This window comes from Phytohabitans houttuyneae (assembly GCF_011764425.1).
Classification (GTDB): Bacteria; Actinomycetota; Actinomycetes; order Mycobacteriales; family Micromonosporaceae; genus Phytohabitans; species Phytohabitans houttuyneae.
In genome coordinates, this window is record NZ_BLPF01000001.1 from 1,910,062 (window position 1) to 1,929,931 (window position 19,870).

The 19,870-nt window shown below is 71.4% G+C and carries 16 protein-coding genes and 1 pseudogene; 8 read left to right on the forward strand and 9 right to left on the reverse strand.

Translation table 11 applies throughout. The annotated features are described in order from the left end of the window. Positions 1–2: 2 nt before the first annotated feature. The 3 genes from Phou_RS08650 to Phou_RS08660 are packed head-to-tail and all read left to right on the forward strand — an operon-like array spanning position 3 to position 3,097. Positions 3–194 carry a hypothetical protein gene (locus Phou_RS08650; protein ID WP_173055132.1) on the forward strand — a complete coding sequence of 64 codons (192 nt, stop codon included), beginning with the start codon at positions 3–5 and terminating at the stop codon, positions 192–194. A gap of 18 nt (positions 195–212) precedes the next feature. Further along, complete coding sequence (locus Phou_RS08655; RefSeq protein WP_218578879.1) at positions 213–1,382, forward strand: FxsB family cyclophane-forming radical SAM/SPASM peptide maturase; 1,170 nt, start codon at positions 213–215, stop codon at positions 1,380–1,382. Then, the gene (locus tag Phou_RS08660; protein WP_173055134.1) at positions 1,379–3,097 is read left to right on the forward strand and encodes an HEXXH motif domain-containing protein; all 1,719 of its coding nucleotides are present in this window, start codon (positions 1,379–1,381) and stop codon (positions 3,095–3,097) included. The genes Phou_RS08655 and Phou_RS08660 overlap by 4 nt, the downstream gene beginning before the upstream one ends. Positions 3,098–3,101: 4 nt before the next feature. On the opposite strand, the gene fxsT is transcribed toward Phou_RS08660, so the two are convergent. Both fxsT and Phou_RS08670 read right to left on the reverse strand, forming a co-directional pair. Continuing rightward, a complete protein-coding gene (gene fxsT / locus Phou_RS08665) occupies positions 3,102–7,016 on the reverse strand; it encodes an FxSxx-COOH system tetratricopeptide repeat protein (RefSeq protein WP_173055136.1) in 3,915 nt (1,304 codons plus the stop codon). A 25-nt stretch (positions 7,017–7,041) separates the two neighbouring features. Then, positions 7,042–8,283: a TIR-like protein FxsC gene (locus Phou_RS08670; protein WP_173055138.1), complete on the reverse strand. Its 1,242-nt coding sequence runs from the start codon at positions 8,281–8,283 to the stop codon at positions 7,042–7,044. Between the two features lie 180 nt (positions 8,284–8,463). On the opposite strand from Phou_RS08670, the gene Phou_RS08675 reads away from it, so the two are divergent. After that, positions 8,464–9,639: a cytochrome P450 gene (locus Phou_RS08675; RefSeq protein ID WP_246273418.1), complete on the forward strand. Its 1,176-nt coding sequence runs from the start codon at positions 8,464–8,466 to the stop codon at positions 9,637–9,639. A gap of 81 nt (positions 9,640–9,720) precedes the next feature. Here Phou_RS08675 and Phou_RS08680 read toward each other — a convergent pair whose 3' ends face one another. After that, positions 9,721–9,894 (reverse strand): hypothetical protein, encoded by a 174-nt coding sequence (locus Phou_RS08680; RefSeq protein WP_173055141.1) that lies wholly within the window; start codon positions 9,892–9,894, stop codon positions 9,721–9,723. 220 nt (positions 9,895–10,114) lie between these two features. Between Phou_RS08680 and Phou_RS55385 the strand changes: the two are divergent. Further along, positions 10,115–10,348 (forward strand): annotated as a pseudogene (locus Phou_RS55385) (transposase); the annotation flags it as partial. Positions 10,349–10,583: 235 nt separating this feature from the next. Here Phou_RS55385 and bioD read toward each other — a convergent pair. Both bioD and Phou_RS08690 read right to left on the reverse strand, forming a co-directional pair. Then, entirely contained in the window at positions 10,584–11,321 is a 738-nt protein-coding gene (gene bioD / locus Phou_RS08685) for a dethiobiotin synthase (protein WP_173055143.1), read from the reverse strand. Beyond that, positions 11,309–12,445: an 8-amino-7-oxononanoate synthase gene (locus tag Phou_RS08690; protein ID WP_173055145.1), complete on the reverse strand. Its 1,137-nt coding sequence runs from the start codon at positions 12,443–12,445 to the stop codon at positions 11,309–11,311. The genes bioD and Phou_RS08690 overlap by 13 nt, the downstream gene beginning before the upstream one ends. A gap of 35 nt (positions 12,446–12,480) precedes the next feature. Between Phou_RS08690 and bioB the strand changes: the two genes are divergently transcribed. After that, positions 12,481–13,476: a biotin synthase BioB gene (bioB, locus tag Phou_RS08695; RefSeq protein WP_173055148.1), complete on the forward strand. Its 996-nt coding sequence runs from the start codon at positions 12,481–12,483 to the stop codon at positions 13,474–13,476. Then, positions 13,473–13,673 carry a biotin synthase auxiliary protein BsaP gene (gene bsaP, locus Phou_RS08700; RefSeq protein ID WP_173055149.1) on the forward strand — a complete coding sequence of 67 codons (201 nt, stop codon included), beginning with the start codon at positions 13,473–13,475 and terminating at the stop codon, positions 13,671–13,673. Before bioB ends, bsaP begins: the two co-directional genes overlap by 4 nt. A 49-nt stretch (positions 13,674–13,722) precedes the next feature. Here the strand turns inward: bsaP and Phou_RS08705 are convergent, their stop codons facing one another. After that, the gene (locus Phou_RS08705) at positions 13,723–14,670 is read right to left on the reverse strand and encodes a GGDEF domain-containing protein (RefSeq protein WP_173055151.1); all 948 of its coding nucleotides are present in this window, start codon (positions 14,668–14,670) and stop codon (positions 13,723–13,725) included. Between the two features lie 319 nt (positions 14,671–14,989). Here Phou_RS08705 and Phou_RS08710 point away from each other — a divergent pair, with 319 nt between their 5' ends. Further along, the gene (locus Phou_RS08710; RefSeq protein WP_173055153.1) at positions 14,990–15,196 is read left to right on the forward strand and encodes a DUF397 domain-containing protein; all 207 of its coding nucleotides are present in this window, start codon (positions 14,990–14,992) and stop codon (positions 15,194–15,196) included. 69 nt (positions 15,197–15,265) lie between these two features. On the opposite strand, the gene Phou_RS08715 is transcribed toward Phou_RS08710, so the two are convergent. From Phou_RS08715 to Phou_RS08725, 3 genes are all read right to left on the reverse strand, one after another. After that, positions 15,266–16,090 (reverse strand): SAM-dependent methyltransferase, encoded by an 825-nt coding sequence (locus Phou_RS08715; protein WP_281365064.1) that lies wholly within the window; start codon positions 16,088–16,090, stop codon positions 15,266–15,268. A 16-nt stretch (positions 16,091–16,106) separates the two neighbouring features. Beyond that, positions 16,107–16,928, reverse strand: coding sequence for a helix-turn-helix domain-containing protein (locus Phou_RS08720; protein ID WP_281365013.1), 822 nt, complete (start codon positions 16,926–16,928; stop codon positions 16,107–16,109). 221 nt (positions 16,929–17,149) lie between these two features. Next, positions 17,150–19,513: a glycoside hydrolase family 9 protein gene (locus Phou_RS08725; protein ID WP_246273423.1), complete on the reverse strand. Its 2,364-nt coding sequence runs from the start codon at positions 19,511–19,513 to the stop codon at positions 17,150–17,152. Positions 19,514–19,870 lie beyond the last annotated feature (357 nt).

Below are 19,870 nucleotides of genomic sequence, written 5' to 3' on the forward strand. Positions count from 1 at the left end.
ACGTGAGCTTGGCCACGGCACCCGGGCTTGAGGATTCCGCCGAACCGGCGGTAACCGGGGGCACCATCGTCTATTCGCTCCCGGATGCCGAGCGTGTGGCCCCGGAGCCGCTGGCGAAGATCATTGCTGAGATCCTGCGCCGGCCGGACGGCGAAGACGACGACCTGGCGGCTCCCTTCCAGAGCAGCATCTAGCCCCGGAAGACGGGCAGCATGTCGGCGGCCGTGCGCCAGGTGATCCTCAAGATTCACAGTCGATGCAACCTTGCCTGCGACTACTGCTACGTCTACGAGAGCGCCGACCAGAGCTGGCGCGGCCGGCCGCGCACGATGACGCGCGCCACCATCGACCTCGTCGCGGCCCGGATCGCCGAGCACGCGCGCACCCACCGGCCGCCCCGGCTGACCGTCACGCTCCACGGTGGCGAGCCGATCCTGGCCGGCGCCGACCTCATCGAGCACGCCGTCGCGACGATCAGGCGGGCGGTCCCGTTCGAGACGTGGGTCGAGTTCACGATCCAGACCAACGGGCTCCTGCTCACCGACTACCTGCTTGAGCTCCTGGAATCGCTCGGCGTGCGGGTGGGGATCAGCCTGGACGGCGACCGCGAGGCCAACGACCGCCACCGCATGTTCCGCCACGGCGGTGGGAGCTACTCCCGCGTGCGCGAAGCGCTGGAACTGCTGCGGCAGGAGCGCTTCCGCCACATCTACGGCGGGATTCTATGCACTGTGGACACTGCCAACGACCCGCTGGCCGTGTACCGGCACCTGCTCTCGTTCGCCCCGCCGCGCATCGACTTCCTTCTGCCGCACGGCAACTGGACCACGCCCCCACCACGCCGGGAGCCGGGCGGGAGCGGCACGCCGTACGCGGACTGGCTCATCCCGGTGTTCGACGAGTGGTACGCCGGCGAGGGCAGCAGCGACGTGCGGCTGTTCTCGTCGATCATCGCGCTGCTCGTCGGCGGTACGAGCGCGACCGAGGCGGTCGGCCTCCGCCGGTCGCCGCTGCTCGTCATCGAGACCGACGGCTCCGTCGAGCAGGCGGACAGCCTGAAGACGACGGCGGCCGGGATGGCGGCCACCGGCTGCGACGTCGCGACGCACTCCTTCGACGAGGCGCTCGCACACCCGGGGATCACCGCCCAGTACCGCGGCCTCGCCGGCCTTGCCGCACCCTGCCAAAGCTGCGAGATCGTCTCGGTGTGCGGCGGCGGCCTCTACGCGCATCGCTACAGCGCCGGCAACGGCTTCGACAACCCGACCGTGTACTGCCCTGACCAGCTTCGCCTCATCCAGCACATCAGGCGCCGCGTCGCCACGGACCTCGACGCGGTCGCGGCCACCGCCGCCGCGCGCGGGCTAGCCTCGCAGGCATGAACGCGCCCGCCGGCCTGCCGGCCTACCGGCTCACCGGCGCGGAGTTCGACAGCCTCGGCAGCGGGTACGGTGACGCGCCGGCCCTCGCGACCCTGCGGTCGGCGCAGCTCAGCAAGCGCATGCTCCTGCTCGCCGCGCTGCGCCAGGCGATCGGGACCGACACCGCGGCCTGGCGGGCGCTGCGGGACGTCACCGCCAGCCGGCCGGACATCGCGCGCGAGGTGCTGGGACACCCCTTCGTCGACAGCTGGGCGACCCGCTGCCTGCGCCGGTCCACCGGGGCGCCGGCCGCCGCGTACCTTGCCGGGCTCGCCGTGGCGGCCGCGGCGCGCGCCGGGACCGATCTCGACCTCGATGTCAGCGAGTGCACCGGCGACTTCTTCGTCCCGACGGTCGGCCTGGCGTACGGGCTCGGCACCGGACCTGTCGCGGTCCGCGTGCGCGCCGACAGCCTGAGCTTCACCGGCACCGCGTCGAGCGTCACCGTGCCGGCGCCGTACGCCGTAGACGCGCCGGGCTGGTGCGCGTCGCGACGGTTCACCGTGCACTCCGCGGCGGGTCCGCTCACCGTGACGCTGGAAGACCTCGACCCGTACCGCTCCTGCTTCGGCCACGCCGTCGCACCCCGGCTCGACCGCGCCGCCGCCGGCACGCTGGAATCCCTTGTGGACGGTGCGTGGCGGCTCATCGCGTCCGACCATCCGCAGCACGCCGTGGCGATCGGCGAGTGCCTGCGGTCCCTGGTCCCGCTCGTGGCGCCGCTGAGCGGGTCGACGAGCGCGTCGGCGCAGACGGCGTTCGGTGCCGTCGCGGTGTCCACACCGGACGCAGCGGCCGGACTGGCGCTGCTGATGATCCACGAGACGCAGCACATGAAGCTCGGCGGGCTTCTCGACCTGGTCCGCCTCTGCGAGTCCACGCGCGACGGGGTGTACCACGCGCCGTGGCGGGCCGACCCCAGGCCGGTCCGGGCCCTGCTCCAGGGCGTCTACGCGCACGCGGGCGTGGCCGACTTCTGGCGGGTCCGGCGGACCCGGGTCGCGGGCGGCGAGGCGCGGACGGCGGACTTCGAGTTCGCGTACTGGCTGGCGCAGACCCGGCTGGCGGCCGCCGCGCTCGCCGGCTCGGACGAGCTGACGCCGGAGGGCGAGCGATTCGTCGGCCAGCTCGTGGCGACGCTGGACGGGTGGTGGGCGGACCCCATCGACGCGGACATCCGCGCGGGTGTGGAGGAGCTGATGGTCGCGGTCGCGACGCGGTGGCGGCTGGACAACCACCGCCCGGAGCCGGACGTCGTGGCCGGCCTGACCGCCGCGTGGGCCGCCGGCAGGCGGTGTCCACCTATCGAGCGGCCGGCGGCGGCCCCGGCGGAGGCTGGCGGGCCGGCCCGCGTGGAAGGGCTCGCGGCGCAGGTCCGGGCGCGGCTCACCGGCACCGCGGCACCGGCCGCCACACCGGCCGAGGCCGCCTACCTGTCCGGCCGCGTGCCGGAGTCGCTGTCCGCGTTCCGGAGCGCTGCGATGTCGGTACCCGATGATCCGCCCGGGTGGGTCGGACTCGCGCTCGCCGTGCGGGCCGGCGGCACCGCGGACGCCGCGCGGGCCCTCGCGGAGCGCCCCGACCTGGTCCGGGCGGCCTACGTCCGGCTGCGCGCGGGCGGCCGGGCGCCGGCCCCGGACGAGCTGGCCGCCTGGCTGGCCACGGGCCTTTCCTGACCGCTCACACCTCGGGCGGGTCGATGTCGCAGTTGAGCCGGATCCCGTTTCGGATCGCGGCCGTGTTGAGGTGGTCGGCGCCGAGAACGCGCGTCGCCCGGGCCAGCTGCTCCTGCACCAGCTCCTGCGCGCCGGTGCGGTCGCCCGCGAGCCGGCGGCTGATCGCCAGGTTGTTGGCCGCGGCGATCGAGTCCGGGTGGTCCGGCCCCAGCACCTGCCGGCTGCTGATCAGCGGGTGGATCTCCTCGTCGATGGCGAGCGCCTCGGGGTAGTGGCCGAGGTCGTAGAGCGCGTTGGCCCGGTTGATGAGGCAGGCCAGCGTGTACGGGTGGTCGTGGCCGAGCGCCGCCTCGATCCGGTTGGCGACCCGCTCCGCGATCGCGCCGGCCTCCTCGGCCTGGCCCAGCCGCCGCAGGAAGATCGCGAGGTTGTTTTCGCAGGCGAGCGTGAAGAGGTGGTCGACGCCGAACTTCTGCCGGTGCCGCGCCAGCGCGTCCTCCGCGGTGCGCCGTGCCGCGCGGTCGTCGCCGAGCGCCGACTGGTCGCAGGCCAGGTTGCTGACGCAGGCCAGCGTGTGGGTGTGTGAACGGCCGAGCACGCGGTCGAGGCGGGCCAGCGTCTCCTGGGTGAGCGCGTGCGCGCCGACGACGTCGCCCAGCTTGCGCAGCGTCACCGCGAGCGTCTTGGCGGTGCGCAGCGTGTGCGGGCTGTCCTCGCCGCGCACCGCCTTCATGTCTCGCACCGTCTCGGTGAGCAGGTCCCGCGCCTCGCGGTACCGGCCGAGGTCGCGCAGGCAGCGGGCGTAGTTGTGCGCGTTCTGCAGGGTGGTGGGGTGGCGCTGGCCGACGGTCGCCCGCCGGCGGACGAACGCCTCCTCGCTGTACGTGGCCGCCGCCGTGAAGTCGCCCACGAACTGCAGCGAGATCGCCAGGTTGTTCACCGCGTTCAGCGTGCGGAAGGCGTCCCGCCCGAGGATCCGGGTGGACCGCTCGACAGTTTCCTCGTCGAGCTGCCGGGCCTCCCGGTACCGGCCCAGCCCGCGCAGGTCGCCGGCGAGGCTGCTGCGGCAGGCGATCGTGTACGGGTGTTCCGACCCGACGAGGTCGAGCAGCGCGGCGTGGGTCTGGTCGTGCTCCACCAGGGCCTCGGCGTACCGGGCCTGCGAGCGAAGCGCGTTGCCGAGGTAGAAGCGCATCCAGAGGGTCGTCAGGTCGTCCGGATCGGATCTGGCCGACCGCCACGCCTCGATCGCGTCCCTGGCCTGCTCCTCGCTGCCCTGGTAGTCGCTGATCCGGGCCAGGTAGTTGGTCATGTCGATCACGAGCTGCCGCACGGTCGGCGCGGTCGACTCGAGCGCTCCCGACGCGCGCAGGTGCAGGCGCAGCTGGGCGTACTCCGGCCAGTCCTGCGGCCGGTCCGGGGTCTTCGGGTTGGCGGCGGCCAGGATCTCGTGCACGTGCTTGCGGTTGGTCTCCTGCTCCTGCTCCGACAGCTGCCCCCGGATCACCGCCTGCACGAGGCGGTGCAGTTGCAGCGTCGTGTGCCCGGTGTCCACACTGGCCAGCGCGTACCGGCCGATCTCCTGCACCAGCCGTCCCTGCAGCAGCGGCTCGTTGAGCGACGGATCGAGCGGCAGCAGCACCTCGACGAAGCGCTCGCTGTTGATGAGCCGCATCGGGATCGGCTCCGGGCCGAAGAACGCGCACAGCTCCAGCAGCTTGGCCGCGGCCGGCATCTGCTCGCGCAGCCGCTCCAGGGAGAGAAGCCAGGTCGCCGCGGCCGTGCGCGGGTAGCCGGGCGGCGGGTTTTCGGCCAGCACCTGGGTCAGCCGGGTGTCGAGCAGCTCAAGGTAGCTGCCCACCGGCATGGCCGTGGTGGCCAGCCACGCGCCGGCCTGCTCGATGGCCAGCGGCAGGTCGCCCAGCTTTTCGGCGAGCTCGTTGGCCTCGGCGTCGGTGAGCTCACCCACCCGGCTGCGCAGCAGCGCCACGCTCTCCTCGCGGTGGAAGGCGCCCACCTCGACCGCGCTGGCCTGGCGGCTCCAGGCGACGTTGCGGGAGGTGAGCAGCAGGTGGCCGGTGCCCTGCGGCAGGTACGGGCGGATCGCCTCGGGGTCGTCGGCGTTGTCGTACACCAGGAGCCACCGCCGGGTCGGCTCGCCGCGGCGCAGCGCGTCCAGCACGGCTTCGGCGCGCTCGGCGACGCTCTCCACCTCGGGCAGGCCGAGGCGGGTCGCCAGGTCGCCGAGGGCGGCGCGGACCAGGCCCGGCTGCTCGGCCGAGATCCACCACACCACGTCGTAGTCGGCGGCGAAGCGATGCGCGTACTCGATCGCGACCTGGGTCTTGCCCACCCCGCCGAGCCCGTAGAGCGCCTGCGGCACCACCACGGTGACGCTTGCCGCGAGCCGGTCGCGCAGTCCTTCCAGCAGGGCGGTGCGGCCGGTGAAGGCGACGTTGCGCTGCGGGACGTTCCAGATCGGCGGCTGGTTGGCCGGGTAGCGCGGTGCGGCCGGGTCGTCGGCGCGGCCGTGCGGCAACGGCACGCCGAACACGGCCAGCAGCGCCTCGCGGGCCCGGTCCTCGGAGAGGTTGGCGAAGTCGACGGCGGGCTGGCGCTCGCTGTACGGCGCGGGCACGCGGGTGCCGTCGGTGCGGGCCGAGAGCAGGAAGCGGCTGCCGCCGGCCGGGTCGCGGGCGGCGACCAGGCGCCAGAACTCGGCCGCGTTCGGCGCCTTCACGTAGTCCTGCGAGAGCAGCACGAGCACGCGGTTGACGGCGGTGGCCTGCTCGTGCGGAGCGGGCGCATCGGCCGGGTCGATCGAGAAGTCGACCTGCTGGAGCACCACGCGCAGCCCCACCCGGCCGAGCTCGCTGCCCACCCACTCGGCCCAGGTGCGGTCGATCGACGCGTAACTGATCAGGACGTCGGTGACGGCGGGCGGCTTGGACCGCTCGTACTCCCCGAGGATGCGGCGGCGCTCCCGCTCCTCGATCGCGGGCAGCGCGGCCACGTCGCCGTCGGTGATCGCGTTGGTCAGCCGCTCGAACGAGGCCAGCAGCGAGTGCTCCTGCCGGGACCGCTCGCCGAAGACGGCCAGGATCTCCTCGTACGCGAAGAAGGGCTTGTAGGGGATCTCGACGTCGCCCCAGTACTGGTCGGCCGCCTCGGGGTCCAGCCCGAGGTACTGCCCGAAGCGCAGCCGGGCGTAGTCGCGGCCGGCCTCGAGCTTGACCTGCTCGGCGTCTTCGACACGCATCGGCACCGGCCGGATGAGGATGGGCTCGTCGCGGCGCTGGTTGGCGATCGAGTCGGCGACCGAGGCGGCTCCGTCGATGCTCTGCTCGCTGAGCGTGAAGCAGTCGACCACCATGTCGGGCAGGTGCACCGTGCAGATGCCCGCGGTGTCGCTCAGCCCGGTGCGGCTGTCGATGAGCACGTAGTCGTAGCGCTGGCGCATGTTCTCGCGCAGCGCCTGCAGGAAGATGCCGCCGTTGAGCCGCTCGTAGAAGGCCGGCCAGTCGAAGGTGCTGACCGCACTGGAGTACGACGGGTCCTGCTGGCCGGCGGGCAGCAGGTCGATCACGCCGAAGTCGGGGAAGCGCCAGGCCAGCGACACCGCTTCGCGCTCGACGTCCGCGTACCGGCGGTACCACTGCGCGTCGTCGAAGTTGACGTGCGGGTCGACCGCCGCGGCGGCGAAGTCGCGGATCAGGTCGATCACGCCGCGCGAGCTGCGCAGCTTCTTGTCGGTGAGGAACGGGTGGAAGTAGCGGTGCAGCCCGGGCGACTCCAGGTCCCAGTCGACGGCGAGCACGCGCCTGCCGTTGGCGGCGAGGATCCAGGCGACGTTCGCCAGGGCCATCGTGCGGCCGGTGCCGCCCTTGTACGAGTAGAACGTCACGATGCGGCCGGTCATCGGGGGCTCCTGGGGGCGGGGAGGGTTAGGGGCCTTGCAGGATCGGCCGTCGCACGGCCTGGCCCTGCGGGCGGTTGTGCACGGTGCCGTTGGTGAAGACGCGGTTGCGGGCGGTCTCCAGCACCACCTGGAGGTCGGCGTCGAAGGCTTGGTGGGTCAGGATGCTCGAGCGGAACATGACGTCGTCGCCGTGCACCGTGCGGCGGTAGAAGATCGCGCGGAGCGAGTCGGTCAGCTGCCGCCGGTGCCGCTGGCCCTGCAGGTCGTCGAAGTTGAGCGGGACCATGATGGCGGTGACCGGCTCTTCGGAGTTTTGATCCAGCTGGTTGCACTCGGCGAGCGCCTGCCGGTACTCGTTGAGCATCGTGGACCACACGTCGACGAGCAGCACCACGATCTGGTTGCCGCGTCGCGCGTCCCCGATCCGCTGCGCGAGGCCAGCCGTGCCCGCCACCTCCGCCCGGAAGCTGCGCCGCTCGGCCACCGTGCGGGCGTAGTCGGCGATCGGCACGGGCAGCGTCGGCCGGTACGGCGCCCACTCCACCGACGTGGCGCCGTAGTACTGGCTGTCGCGGTCGATCGTCGCGAGCTCCTCCGCGGACAGCTCGCCCCGCGCCGGCGCCGCGACGACGAACTGCACCTGCTGCGTGTGGCCCGGCTGCCGCGGCACCGCGGCGCGCCCGGTCGCCCGCGGGTGGAAGGCGCTCTGCACGTCTTTGAAGTCGATGCCCGCGCCGGTGGTCGGCACGCGGTGGGCGCCCGCGGTCTGCACGATCTGCCGCGCCAGCTCGACGATGAGGTCGTAGTAGGAGTCCTGGTGCCGCTGCAGGCGCATGAGCTGCCGCAGCCCCGTGCGCCCGTACGCCTCCGGGAGGACGTCGTTCTGGTACTGCAGGGCGGCCACCGCGTCGGGCAGGTTGGGAGGTGGCAGCCACAGCAAGGGCAGCAGCGCCGACGGGGTGACGCCGACATCCCGCTCGTACCGCCGGACGCGCTCCGCGAAGATCGTCCACTCTCGACCGCAGGGCTCGCTCAGCAGGTAGCGCGGAGACACCAACGCGATGAACGACTGGCAACGCGACAGCGCCTCCACCAGTCGCGGCGACCAGGTCGCGCCCACTTCCAGGCTGTGCACGTCGAAGAAGCCGACCTCCTCACCGGCGGCCAGGCCGGCGTGCACGCGGACCTCCTTGGACAGATCGTGGAAGAACTTCTGGACGGAATCGTCGTCGTCGCCCCGGGCATAGCTGAGAAAGAAGTACAGCAACCCGCCCTCCCAGCCGCGTCACAGCACCGATCGTCGCCCCGGGGTCCGATGTGGAAGGAGGCAGACACGACTCTGGGTTGCCCGAGCGGAACAGCCGGTACGAAATCGCTTGCGGCGAGTATATCGGCGCCAACACAGCGCGACGATGTCCGCGATTTGACCCAACGCGCGCGAGGTAGCGTGGCCGGCGTGCTGTTTCGGACCTGGGAGGCGCCGGAGCGGGCGCGGGAGTGGCCCGACGTCGCGACGGTCGCCGACCACGTCGGCGTGGAGCACCTCGTCGTGGCACGCCACGCCCTGGTCCGCGAGGTGCTGGCCGACCAGGCCACCTTCCGCCCGGACAACGCGCTCGACGCGCTCACCCCGATCCCCGTCGCCGCGCTGCGGATCCTGGCGCGCCACGGCTTCCGCCTGCCGCCGACGCTCGCCAACAACGGGCACCCCAGCCACCCCGCGATCCGCGCGATCGTGGCCGACGCGCTGCACCCCAAGCGCGTCGAGGAGCAGCGGGCGTGGCTGACCACCGTCGTACGCGGCCGGGTCGACCGCCTCACCGCCGACCTCGCCCGGGGACGGCCCGTCGACCTCTACGCCGACCTCGCCGCCGACCTGCCCCTGCTGGTACTCGCCCGGCTCGTCGCCCTGCCCGACGCCGACGCCGCCGTGGTCAAGGAGTTCACGCGGGCCGCGCTGGAGCTCTTCTGGGCCCCGGTCGCCCTCGACCGCCAGCTGGCGCTGGCCGAGATCGTGGGGCGGTTTCACAGGGTGCTGCGGGAGTTCGCGCAAGACGGCGCGGGGCTCGCCGCCGACCTGCGCGCGCAGGCGCAGAGCATGGACGTCGTCGTGGGCGCGCTCTTCTTCCTGCTGGTCGCGGGGCAGGAGACCACCTCGCAGTTCCTCACGCTCCTGCTGCACCGCCTGGCCGGCGAGCCGGCGGTGCTCGACGGCCTGCGCGCCGGTAGCGTCGCCGTGGATGATGTGGTCGAGGAGGGCCTGCGCCTGGTGCCACCGATCGTCACCTGGCGGCGCGTGGCCTCCCGCGACACGATGCTCGGCGGCACGCCGGTCGCCCGCGGCACGAGCATCGTGCTGTGGCTCGCCCAGGCCGGGCGCGACCAGGCAGTCGTTGCGAATCCGGACGACTTCCGCCCGGGTCAGCGCGGCTCAAGGCGGCACCTGTCCTTCGGCGCCGGCGCGCACCGCTGCGTGGGCGCCCAGCTCACCCGCATGGAGGCCGCCGTCGTGGTCGCCGAGACCGCGCCGCTCCTGCACGGCACGCGCGTCACCCGCCCGCCGTGGTGCCCGGACAACCTCTCCTTCCGGATGCCGGACGCCTTCATCATCCAAAAACTTTGAGCTACCGCGACGTCCGCCGTGGTCCGGACCGTTGCTCCCGCGGCCTCACCCTCCGCGGTTCAAGACCTCGGTACCCTACCCCTACCCCGCGGGCGCCACAACCGGCTGTCCACGCACCGCCGCTTCCTGACGCGCACGGCGCCCACGACGCCCAAGGCGCACGGCGGCGAACAGACGCTCACGGTCAGCCTCGGCGATCAGCTCACGCTGACGGTCGCGGGCCTGGGCCAGGACGAGGTCCGGGTGCATCATCATCGCTCTGTCTCCCTTGTGTTCCCTGCTCCGCTGATGAGTCAATCCTCGGCGGGTAAGGGCGCGGCCACATCGGGAGCGCTTACCTATCTTGGCGGCCCAGGCACCTTACGCAGCACCTACGAAGACTTACGCGCGTGGCCCAGCCCACACCAACGTCTCTAGGTATGCCTAAGAGGTCCGCGCTCGCGGAACGCAGCGTTCCGACCAGATGTTGCTCCATCGCGACCAAGTGGCCGCCGGCGTGGAGGGGATTCTCGATGCCCACCGTCTTACCGGGGCCTGACCTAATGGCCGGCATCGAGGTCAGGACCGCAGCCCGCATCGACGGTGCGGCGTTCCACACCAGGGGCATATGGCCGCCTACGCCGGCCTGGCCCTCGATCACCGGCCACTCCGGCAGTTCCATCCACGGTGAGCACCCACCCAGGGCGGTCACAAACAGCTCAATCGCGCCGTCGCGGTCGGTGACTGCCGATCAGGTGCAGGCGGTGTGAGCTTCGAAATCTTGGTGAGTTAGCGCGTTATTTCGACGCTAACTTGCCAAGATCTGCCGGAGCGGGCTCCTGGGTTGAGCTTGGCGACCGCGGAGGGTGAGGCCGCGGGAGCAACGGTCCGGACCACCGCGGACGTCGCGGTAGCTCACATCTCATTGGGTTTGAATCGGCGCGGAGAGCGACGCCAGCGCAGTGTCAGCCGGCGTCCTCGGCCCAGGCGCGCCAGTCGTCAAGGACGCCGTGCAGTGCCGGCGTCAGCCAGCCAGGCGCGCTGCGCTGGAAGACGCCCGGCTCCATCGCGCCCGCGCCGTCCGGTAGGGCGCCGACAAGGTTGGGCAGCAGCTCGCCGAGGTTTTCCCAGTGGACCAGCTCGGGCTCGGCCGGCCACGCGCCCAGGACCACGCCCGCGGACACGCTGCGGCGGTCGAGTGCCTCCAGGGTCAGGGCGGTGTGGTTGAGGGTGCCGAGGCCGGCGCGGTTGACCACGACGGCGCGGGCGTCCAGGGACACGGCCAGGTCGGCCACGGTCCACGGCTCGCCGGAGGGGCGCAGGCCCATCGGCACCAGCAGGCCGCCGGCGCCCTCGACAAGCACCAGGTCGTGCTTTTCCGCCTCGGCGCGCACCTCGTCGACCACCGTGTAGAGCTCGAGTGGCGGCAGCTCCGCCACCCGCGCGGCGGCGAGCGGGGCCAGCGGGTCCGGGTAGGAGGCCAGCGTGCGGGCGGTCGCCGGGGCGGCGAGGCGGTTGACGACGTCCACATCGGAGGGGGCGCCGGTCGAGGTGCCGGTCTGGCCGGGCTTGACCACGGCGACGCGCAGCCCGGCGGCCTGGGCGGCGGCCGTGATCGCGGCGGTCACGACGGTCTTGCCGACGTCCGTATCGGTGCCGGTGACCACGACCGGCCCTCTCCAATCACCTGTCACGGCGCGCACTCCACGATCACGTCGAGGGCCCGGTCGAAGTCGGCCCGCGGCACGCCGACGTTGACCGTCAACCGCAGTCGGGCCCGACTGTCCGGAGTGGAAGGTGGACGGAAGCAGCCTACGGCCACGCCGCGGTCGCGGCAGTCCGCGGCCCAGGCCACGGCGGTCTCCGGGCCGGGCGCGGTCACCGACACCACTCCCCCGGCGGGGTCGGAGACCTCGAGGCCGGCGGCGCGCAGGCGGCGTACCAGTGCTGCCGCGCGGTCGGCGAGCTCCACGCGGCGGCCTTCGGAGCCGCGGGCCACTTCCAGCGCAGCGAGCGCGCCGGCGACGACGGCCGGCGGTGGCGCGGTGTCGAAGATGAACGTCCGCCCGGTGTCCACCAGATGGCGGACCAGTGCCGCCGGCCCGGCGATGAAGCCACCGGCCGCGCCGAGCGACTTGGAGAGCGTGGCCGTGACCACCACGTCGGGCTCGCCGGCCAGGCCCGCGGCGGCGACGCCACCCGCCCCGGCCGGGCCGATCACGCCGAGCGCGTGCGCGTCGTCGACGAGCAGCAGCGCCCCGTGCCGGCGGGCCGCGGCGTGCAGGTCGGCGAGGGGCGCGAGGTCGCCGTCGACCGAGAAGATCGACTCGCTGACCACCACGGCCGGGCGGCCGGGTGCGGCGGCCAGGGCCGCCCCGACCGCGGCGGCGTCCGCGTGGGGAGTGACGACGACCTCCGCGCCGGAGATGCGGCACCCGTCGATCAGCGAGGCGTGGTTGTGGGCGTCGGAGACGAGGAGGGTACGCGGCCGCGTCAGCGCCCGCACCGCCCCGAGGTTGGCCAGGTAACCGGAGGAGTACACGAGCGCGGCCTCGGTGCCGAGCCAGCCGGCGAGCCGCTCCTCGAGCTGGTGGTGAGCGCCGGTGGAGCCGCGCACGAGGCGGGAGCCGGTGGCGCCGAGCCCGTACGCGTCGAGGGCCTCCCGCGCCGCCGCGGTCACGTCCGGGTGGTTCGAGAGTCCGAGGTAGTCGTTGCCGGCGAGGTCGACCACCTCGTCGTCCGGAGCCCGGTGCCTCAGCTGCCGTGCCAGCCCCGCCTTCGCGCGCAGCCGCGCCCGGAGCTCCAGCTGCTCAAGCCACTCACTCACGATTCACCTCGACTTCCCCCTTGTAAGGTACGACCATGCCAGAGATCCTCGACCTTGCTCGTACCCAGGTGCTCGAACGGGGCGTCGGCCTCGACGAGGCCGGCGTGTTGGCGGTGTTGCGCCTGCCCGACGAGCATGTGCCGGACGTGCTGCAGCTCGCCCACGAGGTGCGGATGCGCTGGTGCGGTCCGGAGGTCGAGGTCGAGGGCATCGTCTCGCTGAAGACCGGCGGCTGCCCCGAGGACTGCCACTTCTGCTCCCAGTCGGGCCTCTTCACCTCCCCCGTCCGCTCGGTCTGGCTCGACATCCCCTCGCTCGTGGAGGCGGCCAGGCAGACCGCGGCGACGGGCGCGACCGAGTTCTGCATCGTGGCCGCCGTGCGCGGCCCCGACGAGCGGCTCATGAAGCAGATGCGCGAGGGTGTGGCGGCCATCAAGGCCGAGGTCGACATCCAGGTCGCGGCGTCGCTGGGCATGCTCAGCAAGGAGCAGGTGGACGAGCTGGTCGAGATGGGGGTGCACCGGTACAACCACAACCTCGAGACTTGCCGCTCGTACTTTCCGAACGTGGTCACCACCCACTCGTGGGAGGAGCGCTGGGAGACCCTCCGCATGGTGCGCGACTCCGGCATGGAGGTGTGTTGCGGGGGCATCCTGGGGCTCGGCGAGACGGTGGAGCAGCGGGCGGAGTTCGCCGCGCAGCTGGCCGAGCTCGACCCGCACGAAGTCCCGCTGAACTTCCTCAACCCCCGTCCCGGCACCCCGCTCGGTGACCGTCCGGTGGTGGAGGGCAAGGACGCGCTGCGGGCCATCGCCGCCTTCCGGCTCGCGATGCCGCGCACGATCCTGCGGTACGCGGGTGGGCGCGAGATCACGCTCGGTGACCTTGGTACGCGCGACGGCCTGCTCGGCGGGATCAACGCGGTGATCGTCGGCAACTACCTCACCACGCTGGGTCGTCCGGCCAGCGAAGACCTCGCGCTGCTCGACGACCTGAAGATGCCGGTCAAAGCACTCTCGGCGACGTTGTGACCGCGGTGAGCGAGGCGCTCTGGTGTGACCGGTGCGGCGAGCCGGCGGCCGAGGGCGACCACACCGCCTGCGCAGCCGCCCGCCGGCTGGAGCCGCCGCGTTACTGCCCCACGTGCCGCCGGCGGATGAAGGTGCAGGTGCTGCCGGCGGGCTGGTCGGCGACGTGTGTCGAGCACGGCAGGCTCGGTTCGGGCTGACATCCATGCCGCCACTACCGCGCCTTCGGGGCGGTAGTGGCGACCCCCGTCATGGGTCGGAGGGTTCGCGGTCCAGGTGCGGATCGGCCTCCGCGCGGATCGCCAAGCAGTCCGCGGGCATCGTGTCGACCATCGTGCCGGTGTCCGAGTACCGGTAACGCACCAGAGCCGCCCACTCGGAGGCTCCCTCGACCACGCCCGCGCGGCGCATGCCGTCGCGGTGCACCCACACGGGGTCACCCGGCCGGTACGGCACCGCGGGTGCCTGCGCGGTCGGGCCGGGCGGGATGGCGGGGGAGGCAGCCGGCTCGTACATAACCGCGCGACCATCGCCTTCGCCGGCCACGACCCAGGTGATACCGGGCCTGCCGGTCGTGCGCGCGTGCCGCTTGGCGCGGAACATCGCCTGGTCAGCGCGGCGGAGCAGGTCAGCGAGGTCGGCGGGGTGGCTGGCCGGGACGACGCCGATCGAGGCGGTCACGGCAAGCTTGCGGCCCGCCACGTTCATCGGGGGTGCGATCGCCGCGCTGAGCGAGGCGGCGACCTCGTGCCACCACGCCTCGGGGGCGTCCGGGCGGGGCGCGCTGGGCAGCGCCGCGAACTCGTCGCCGCCGAACCGGGCCACCAGGTGGTCGCCGAGGCAGGCGCCCATGCGCCGGGCGATCACACAGAGCACCTCGTCACCGGCGTCGTGCCCGAAGGTGTCGTTGATCGGCTTGAAGCCGTTGAGGTCGAGGATCAGGACCGCGGACGAGCGCTCCTCCGCGCGCAGCAGCGTCGGGGCGAGCGCGTGGAAGAGCCGGCGGTTGGCCAGCCCGGTGAGCGCGTCGTGTCCGGCCATCCAACGGAGCGTGGAACGCTCCTGCTCCAGCCGCTGGACATGGGCTTCGAGCTGGTCGATCCGGGCCTGGAGCCGGGCGGTGTCAGCCTCGGTCCGCATCCCGCCAGCCGGCGGGGCACCGCCGGTGTCGGCGGCTGCGGGATCGAGGATCCGCATCGGCCATCCTCTCAAGACTGCAACGGTGACACCGCCGAGTCGGGACTGAGGGAACAAGGGATTCCCTCGCGCGTACAAAGAATCATGACAGCTTGCCGACGCACGTGCAAGATTTCACCTGGATAACTGTCACGACGACATCGTGCATCGGAACGAGTTTCGGCTACTCTAGGTGCGTGCCACTTTCGTGGTGAAAGAATGATCCGTGCGCCCAAGCGCCGGTTCTGCCTGTCACACGGGCATCGGGTGGCACACCGGTCACCGGCCCGGGGGTCACGCCGGTTACCCACAGCAAGCACTCCGGCGCGAGGGAGTACTGATGAGTAGTGAAGCCGGCTGGATCATGTCCAGCAGGTCGACCGGCAACGGCGGCAGTTGCGTCGAGGCACGCCGCCACGAGGGCCACATCGAGGTCCGCAACAGCAAGGCACGAGACGCCGGCACCGTGGTGTTCACCACCGCGGAGTGGGACTCGTTCCTCTTCGGTGCGAAGCGCGGCGAGTTCGACCAGCTCCTGACGGACTGACCGCAGCGGAACCCCAGACAAAGATCGCCGGCCCCGAGGGGCCGGCGATCGTGCTATGTGGACCGCGGATCAGGCGAGGCGGCCCACCCCGACGTAGAAGCTCGACATCTGCGGGTTGTCCTTGAACTCGTCGACAAGGTCAGGCCCGGGCCGCCACTGGTTGAGCCAGGTGATGCCGGGCTCGACCAGCTCGAAGCCGTCGAAGAACGGGACGACGTCGCTCCTCTTGCGGGGCGTCAAGGGCGTCGAGGTCTGACGCCGGTAGATCTCCTGGGAGCGCTTGAGCAGCTCCGGGTCGAACACCAGCTCGTCAACGGTCGTGTGCGCGAGCACGAGATGACTGCCCGGTGCGAGCGCGGAACGCAGCGTGCGCACGATGCCCCACGCCTCGTCGTTGTCCTCAACGAAGTGCAGGACGGCGACCATCAGCAGCCCGACCGGCTGGCTGAAGTCGATCAGCTTGCCCACCTGCGGGTTGTCGAGGATGGCCTGCGGCTCGCGCACGTTGGCGCGGATGGCGGTCGCGTACTGGTTGCCCGCGAGCATCTCCAGGCTCTCCGACACCGCTTCGGGGTCGATGTCCACGTAGACCACCCGCGCGTCCGGGATGTCCGCCTGCGCGATCTCGTGGACGTTGCCCTCCGTCGGGATGCCCGAGCCGAGGTCGAGGAACTGGCGCACACCGATGGAGGTGAGGTAGCGGACGGCACGGCTGAGGTACGCCCGGTTGTAGCGGGCGATCGTGCGGATCAGCGGCGAGCGCTCGAGCATCGCCTTGGCCGCCTCCTGGTCCGCCGGGAAGTTGTGGATCCCGCCCAGGTAGTAGTCGTACATCCGAGCCGCCGTGGCCGGCTTCTGATGTGCGCCCTGTGCGCCGTTGCCCACGCTTGTCACGCCCTTCCCCAGGTTGTCACCGGTACTCACCTACGGGTACGGAATCCTTGCTGATCAGGTCGAAGATCCGCCGGTACTCGTCGACCTCGGCCTGCTCCTCCAGGTAGAGCGCGCCGACATGGGACTCCAGGTAGACCACGTCGGGGTCGTCCGGGTCGTCGAACTCCAGGATCCGGAAAGCGCCGGCCATCGCCGCGTGCGCGCCCACCGAGAACGGCAGCACCCGGATGTCGACAGCCTCCTCTTGGGACAGTCGCCGCAGGTGCTCGATCTGCGCCTTGAGGACCTGCTCGCCGCCGACCGGCCGGACCAGCGCGCCCTCGCCGAGCACCGTCACGAGGCGGATCGGCGGGTTGCGCGAGAACAGCGACTTCTGCCGCTGCATGCGGAGCTTGATGTGGCGCTCGGCGGCCTCCGTGTCGACCGGCTGCTCGGCGCCGAAGACGCCCCGCGCGTACTCCGGCGTCTGCAGCTCGCCCGGAATGATCTCGCCGTCGTACCCGAACATGCGGGACGCCGACGCCTCCAGACCGACGTAGAGCTTGAACCACTCCGGGATCACCGGGCTGGCGTCCCACCACTCCTGCTGCGACGTGCCGAGCGCGAGCTCGGCGAGCGCGTCGGTGATGCTCTGGTCCGCTCCGTACAGCCAGCAGAGCGCGCGCACGTTTGCCGCGGTGACCGGCACCTTGCCCGTCTCGATGCGGTGCAGCGTCGGCTCCGAGATGCCCAGTCGCGCCTCCGCCACCTCACGCCGGCTCATGCCGGACGCGGTCCGTAATCGAGTGAGCCGTCGCCCCAACGTCCGTCGTACGACACGTTGGCCTGTGACCGGCACTCCCCACCTCCGCCCCGCCAACCCCGTGTGGACGATGACGCCGAATACCGTACCTTCAACGCCGAGTTGTCAACAGGCGACCCGGCGTTGTGAACCAAACAGAAGATGTTGTGGCCGCCTGGCGCAGGTCTGACGAATCGTGATACTCCCACCATCCGGTGGGAATTCGCACGCATGGCACGGGGGCGCACCGACTGGTGCGCCCCCGCGAGTGGACCCTCCTACGCCGCCACGGTGCACGCGGCGCCATTGACGGTGAACGCCGTCGGGCGCGGGTTGGTGCCCGTGTGCGAGGCGTTGAAGCCCACGGAGAGTGACCCTCCGGCCGGTACCGAGCCGTTCCAGGACTCGTTCGTCCCGGTGACCGCGGTGCCGCTCTGCGTCCACCGCGCGCCCCAGCCCTGCGTGATGCGCTGCCCGCCGGAGAAGGCGAACGCCACCGTCCACGACGACCACGCGCTGGTACCCGTGTTGCGGATGGTCAGGCTCCCGGTGAAGCCCGTTGACCAGTCGTTGGTGCTGTACGAGACCGAGCACGGCCCGGACGGCCCCGGCGTCGTCGGCGCCGGAGTCGTGGGTGCGGGCGTGGTCGGCGCCGGCGTGGTGGGTGCCGGTGTGGTCGGCGCGGGCGTGGTGGGCGCCGGCGTCGTCGGGCCGGGCGTGACGTTGCCCGGCGGGTCACCCCAGAGCTTCACGCCGTTTTCGTAGAGCGGCACGGCGCGGTTCGGCCCGGCGGCCGCCTGGTACGAGGGGTCGTTGGCCGGGTTCCAGGTGCCGCCCTCGGGTACCCCGATCTTGAACTGCACCTCCATCCGGTGCTGCGACTGCCCCGCGGGCGCGATCGTGTAGCCGGTGCAGTCGATCTCGACGTACCAGATGTCGCCGCTGTGCTGGCGGGCCGTGGTCGGCGACGGGCACCCCTGGGTGTAGCCGCTGGTCACCACGGGAGCGACCGAGCCCTCGCGGGTGAAGTAGTAGCGGAACACCGAGCGGGTCAGCGCCCGCGCCGGGTACGCCGACTTGTTGTAGACGATCGCCTTGATGCCGGTGGCCCGCGGCTCGTTCTGCATCACCGTGGTCTCGACCGTGAACTGGTCGATGTCGGGCGTCTCGGGCTGCGGGAAGTTGGCCGCCGGCGTGCCGCCGTACTCCTGGACGAGCCGGGCCAGCGCGGAGGTGAAGCCGGCGTTGTAGTCGGTCGCCACCTCGTTCATCACGTAGTCGTTGCGCTCGTCCTTGTACGAGTCGTCCGGCGACGACGGGCCGCCAACCAACGCTCCATAGAGGACATGCCGGGTCGCGGTCGGCGTGGTCATGCTGTCCCACCACGAGCCGTGCGCGGTGCGGTGGTGCGGGTTCTTCGGGTAGTTGTTGCCGAACCCGATGACGTAGCTGGAGTTGCGTGGGTTGGCGCCGAGCGCGTAGTCGATCTGCCGCACGGCGAAGTCGTGGTAGCGGACCTTGCGCGTGGCGTCACTTGTCTTGTCGCTGTAGAGCAGGGCGACGAAGGCGGTGTTGGCCGCGTACCGCAGGGCGCCCCAGGTGTCGACCACCACCATGCCGCCGGGCGAGGTGCGCACCTTCTCACCGTTGACGCCGACAGTGAAGTAGTCGAGCCAGCGGTTGGCGTCGTCGACGTACTTCTGCTTGCCCGTGAGGTTGGCCAGCAGCACGTAGTTGCCGAACTGCTTGTTGTCCCACGCGATCGTCCACTTGTACATCTTCGTGTTGGTCTGGTTTTCGTTGCCCTGCGCGTCGTAGCCGGCCTCGGCCTTCGCGAGGTAGCTGGCCTCGCCGGTGGCCCGGTAGAGCCAGATCGCGCCCCACACAAGCTCGTCGGCGTAGCCGCTCCACGACTTGTAGAAGCTGGTGACGTCGGTGATGCACTCGTGGTACATCCGCTTCACGTTTTCGGCGAACGTGTAGAGCTGCCGCGCGTGGGTCAGCAGGGTGTTGGCGTAGGCGGCGTCGGTGGAGCGGAAGACCATCGAGGACGCGGCCATCGCGGCCGCCGTCTCACCGGCCAGGTCCGCGCCGCCGCAGCTTGCGTCGATTTTGTACGCCGGGCGCGCCATCGGCAGCACCTCGGCCGGTCCCCACCACTTGTGGTCGTCGTCGCCCTTGCCCACCTGTCCATAGAGGACGTTGGCGGACGGATGCGCCTTGATGAAGTAGTCGTTGGGCACGCGGAGGTTGTTGAGCAGGTGGGTGAGCTGGCCCGAGGAGGCGTAGGCGTCGCGGTACTCCACCGCGCCCCACGCGAGCATCGTGGTGGTGAACGCCATCGGGAAGCCGAACTTCACGTGGTCGCCGGCGTCGAACCAGCCGCCCGTGAGGTCGAGCCCCACATCTGAGCCGTCACTCAGCGCGGAGTCGCCACGCCAGGAGACGCGGTTCCAGGATGGCTTTCGACCGGAAACCTGCGCCTCGTAGAAGAAAAGGGACTTTTGAAGGGCTTCGGCATAGTTGTACGCCGGCGCCGCCGCGTCGGACCGTGGCGCCGCCCAGATCGCGGCGACCACCGCGACCAGGACGGCCGAGGCCACGGCGCCCGCACGGCGATACCAGATGATCCTGCCAGACACTAGAATCGCTCCTGTCCGTGTTTCCAGGCTCCGGCCTTCACCTCGCGGCTGCGCGATGCGACGGTCAGAGTCTGCTGTGGAGCCGCGCGCGACTACGCGTAGTGAGGACATCGAGGGGCGGATGTGGGCGCATCCGCCCCTCGCCTCGTTCCGGGAGAGCCGCGAACGGGTGGGTTGGCCTGGGAGAGATGGGAGCGCTCCCATATATAGGGACCAATGTTCCCACATTGTTTCCCGCTTGTGAAGGGCCTCCGTATGCCCTGCTCAGACACATCCACGCGAACGTGCTAATCAGAAAATTGCAGGTAAACGCGCTTTGGCATACGAAAGTACGGTTGCGACCACCTCGTACGGCCA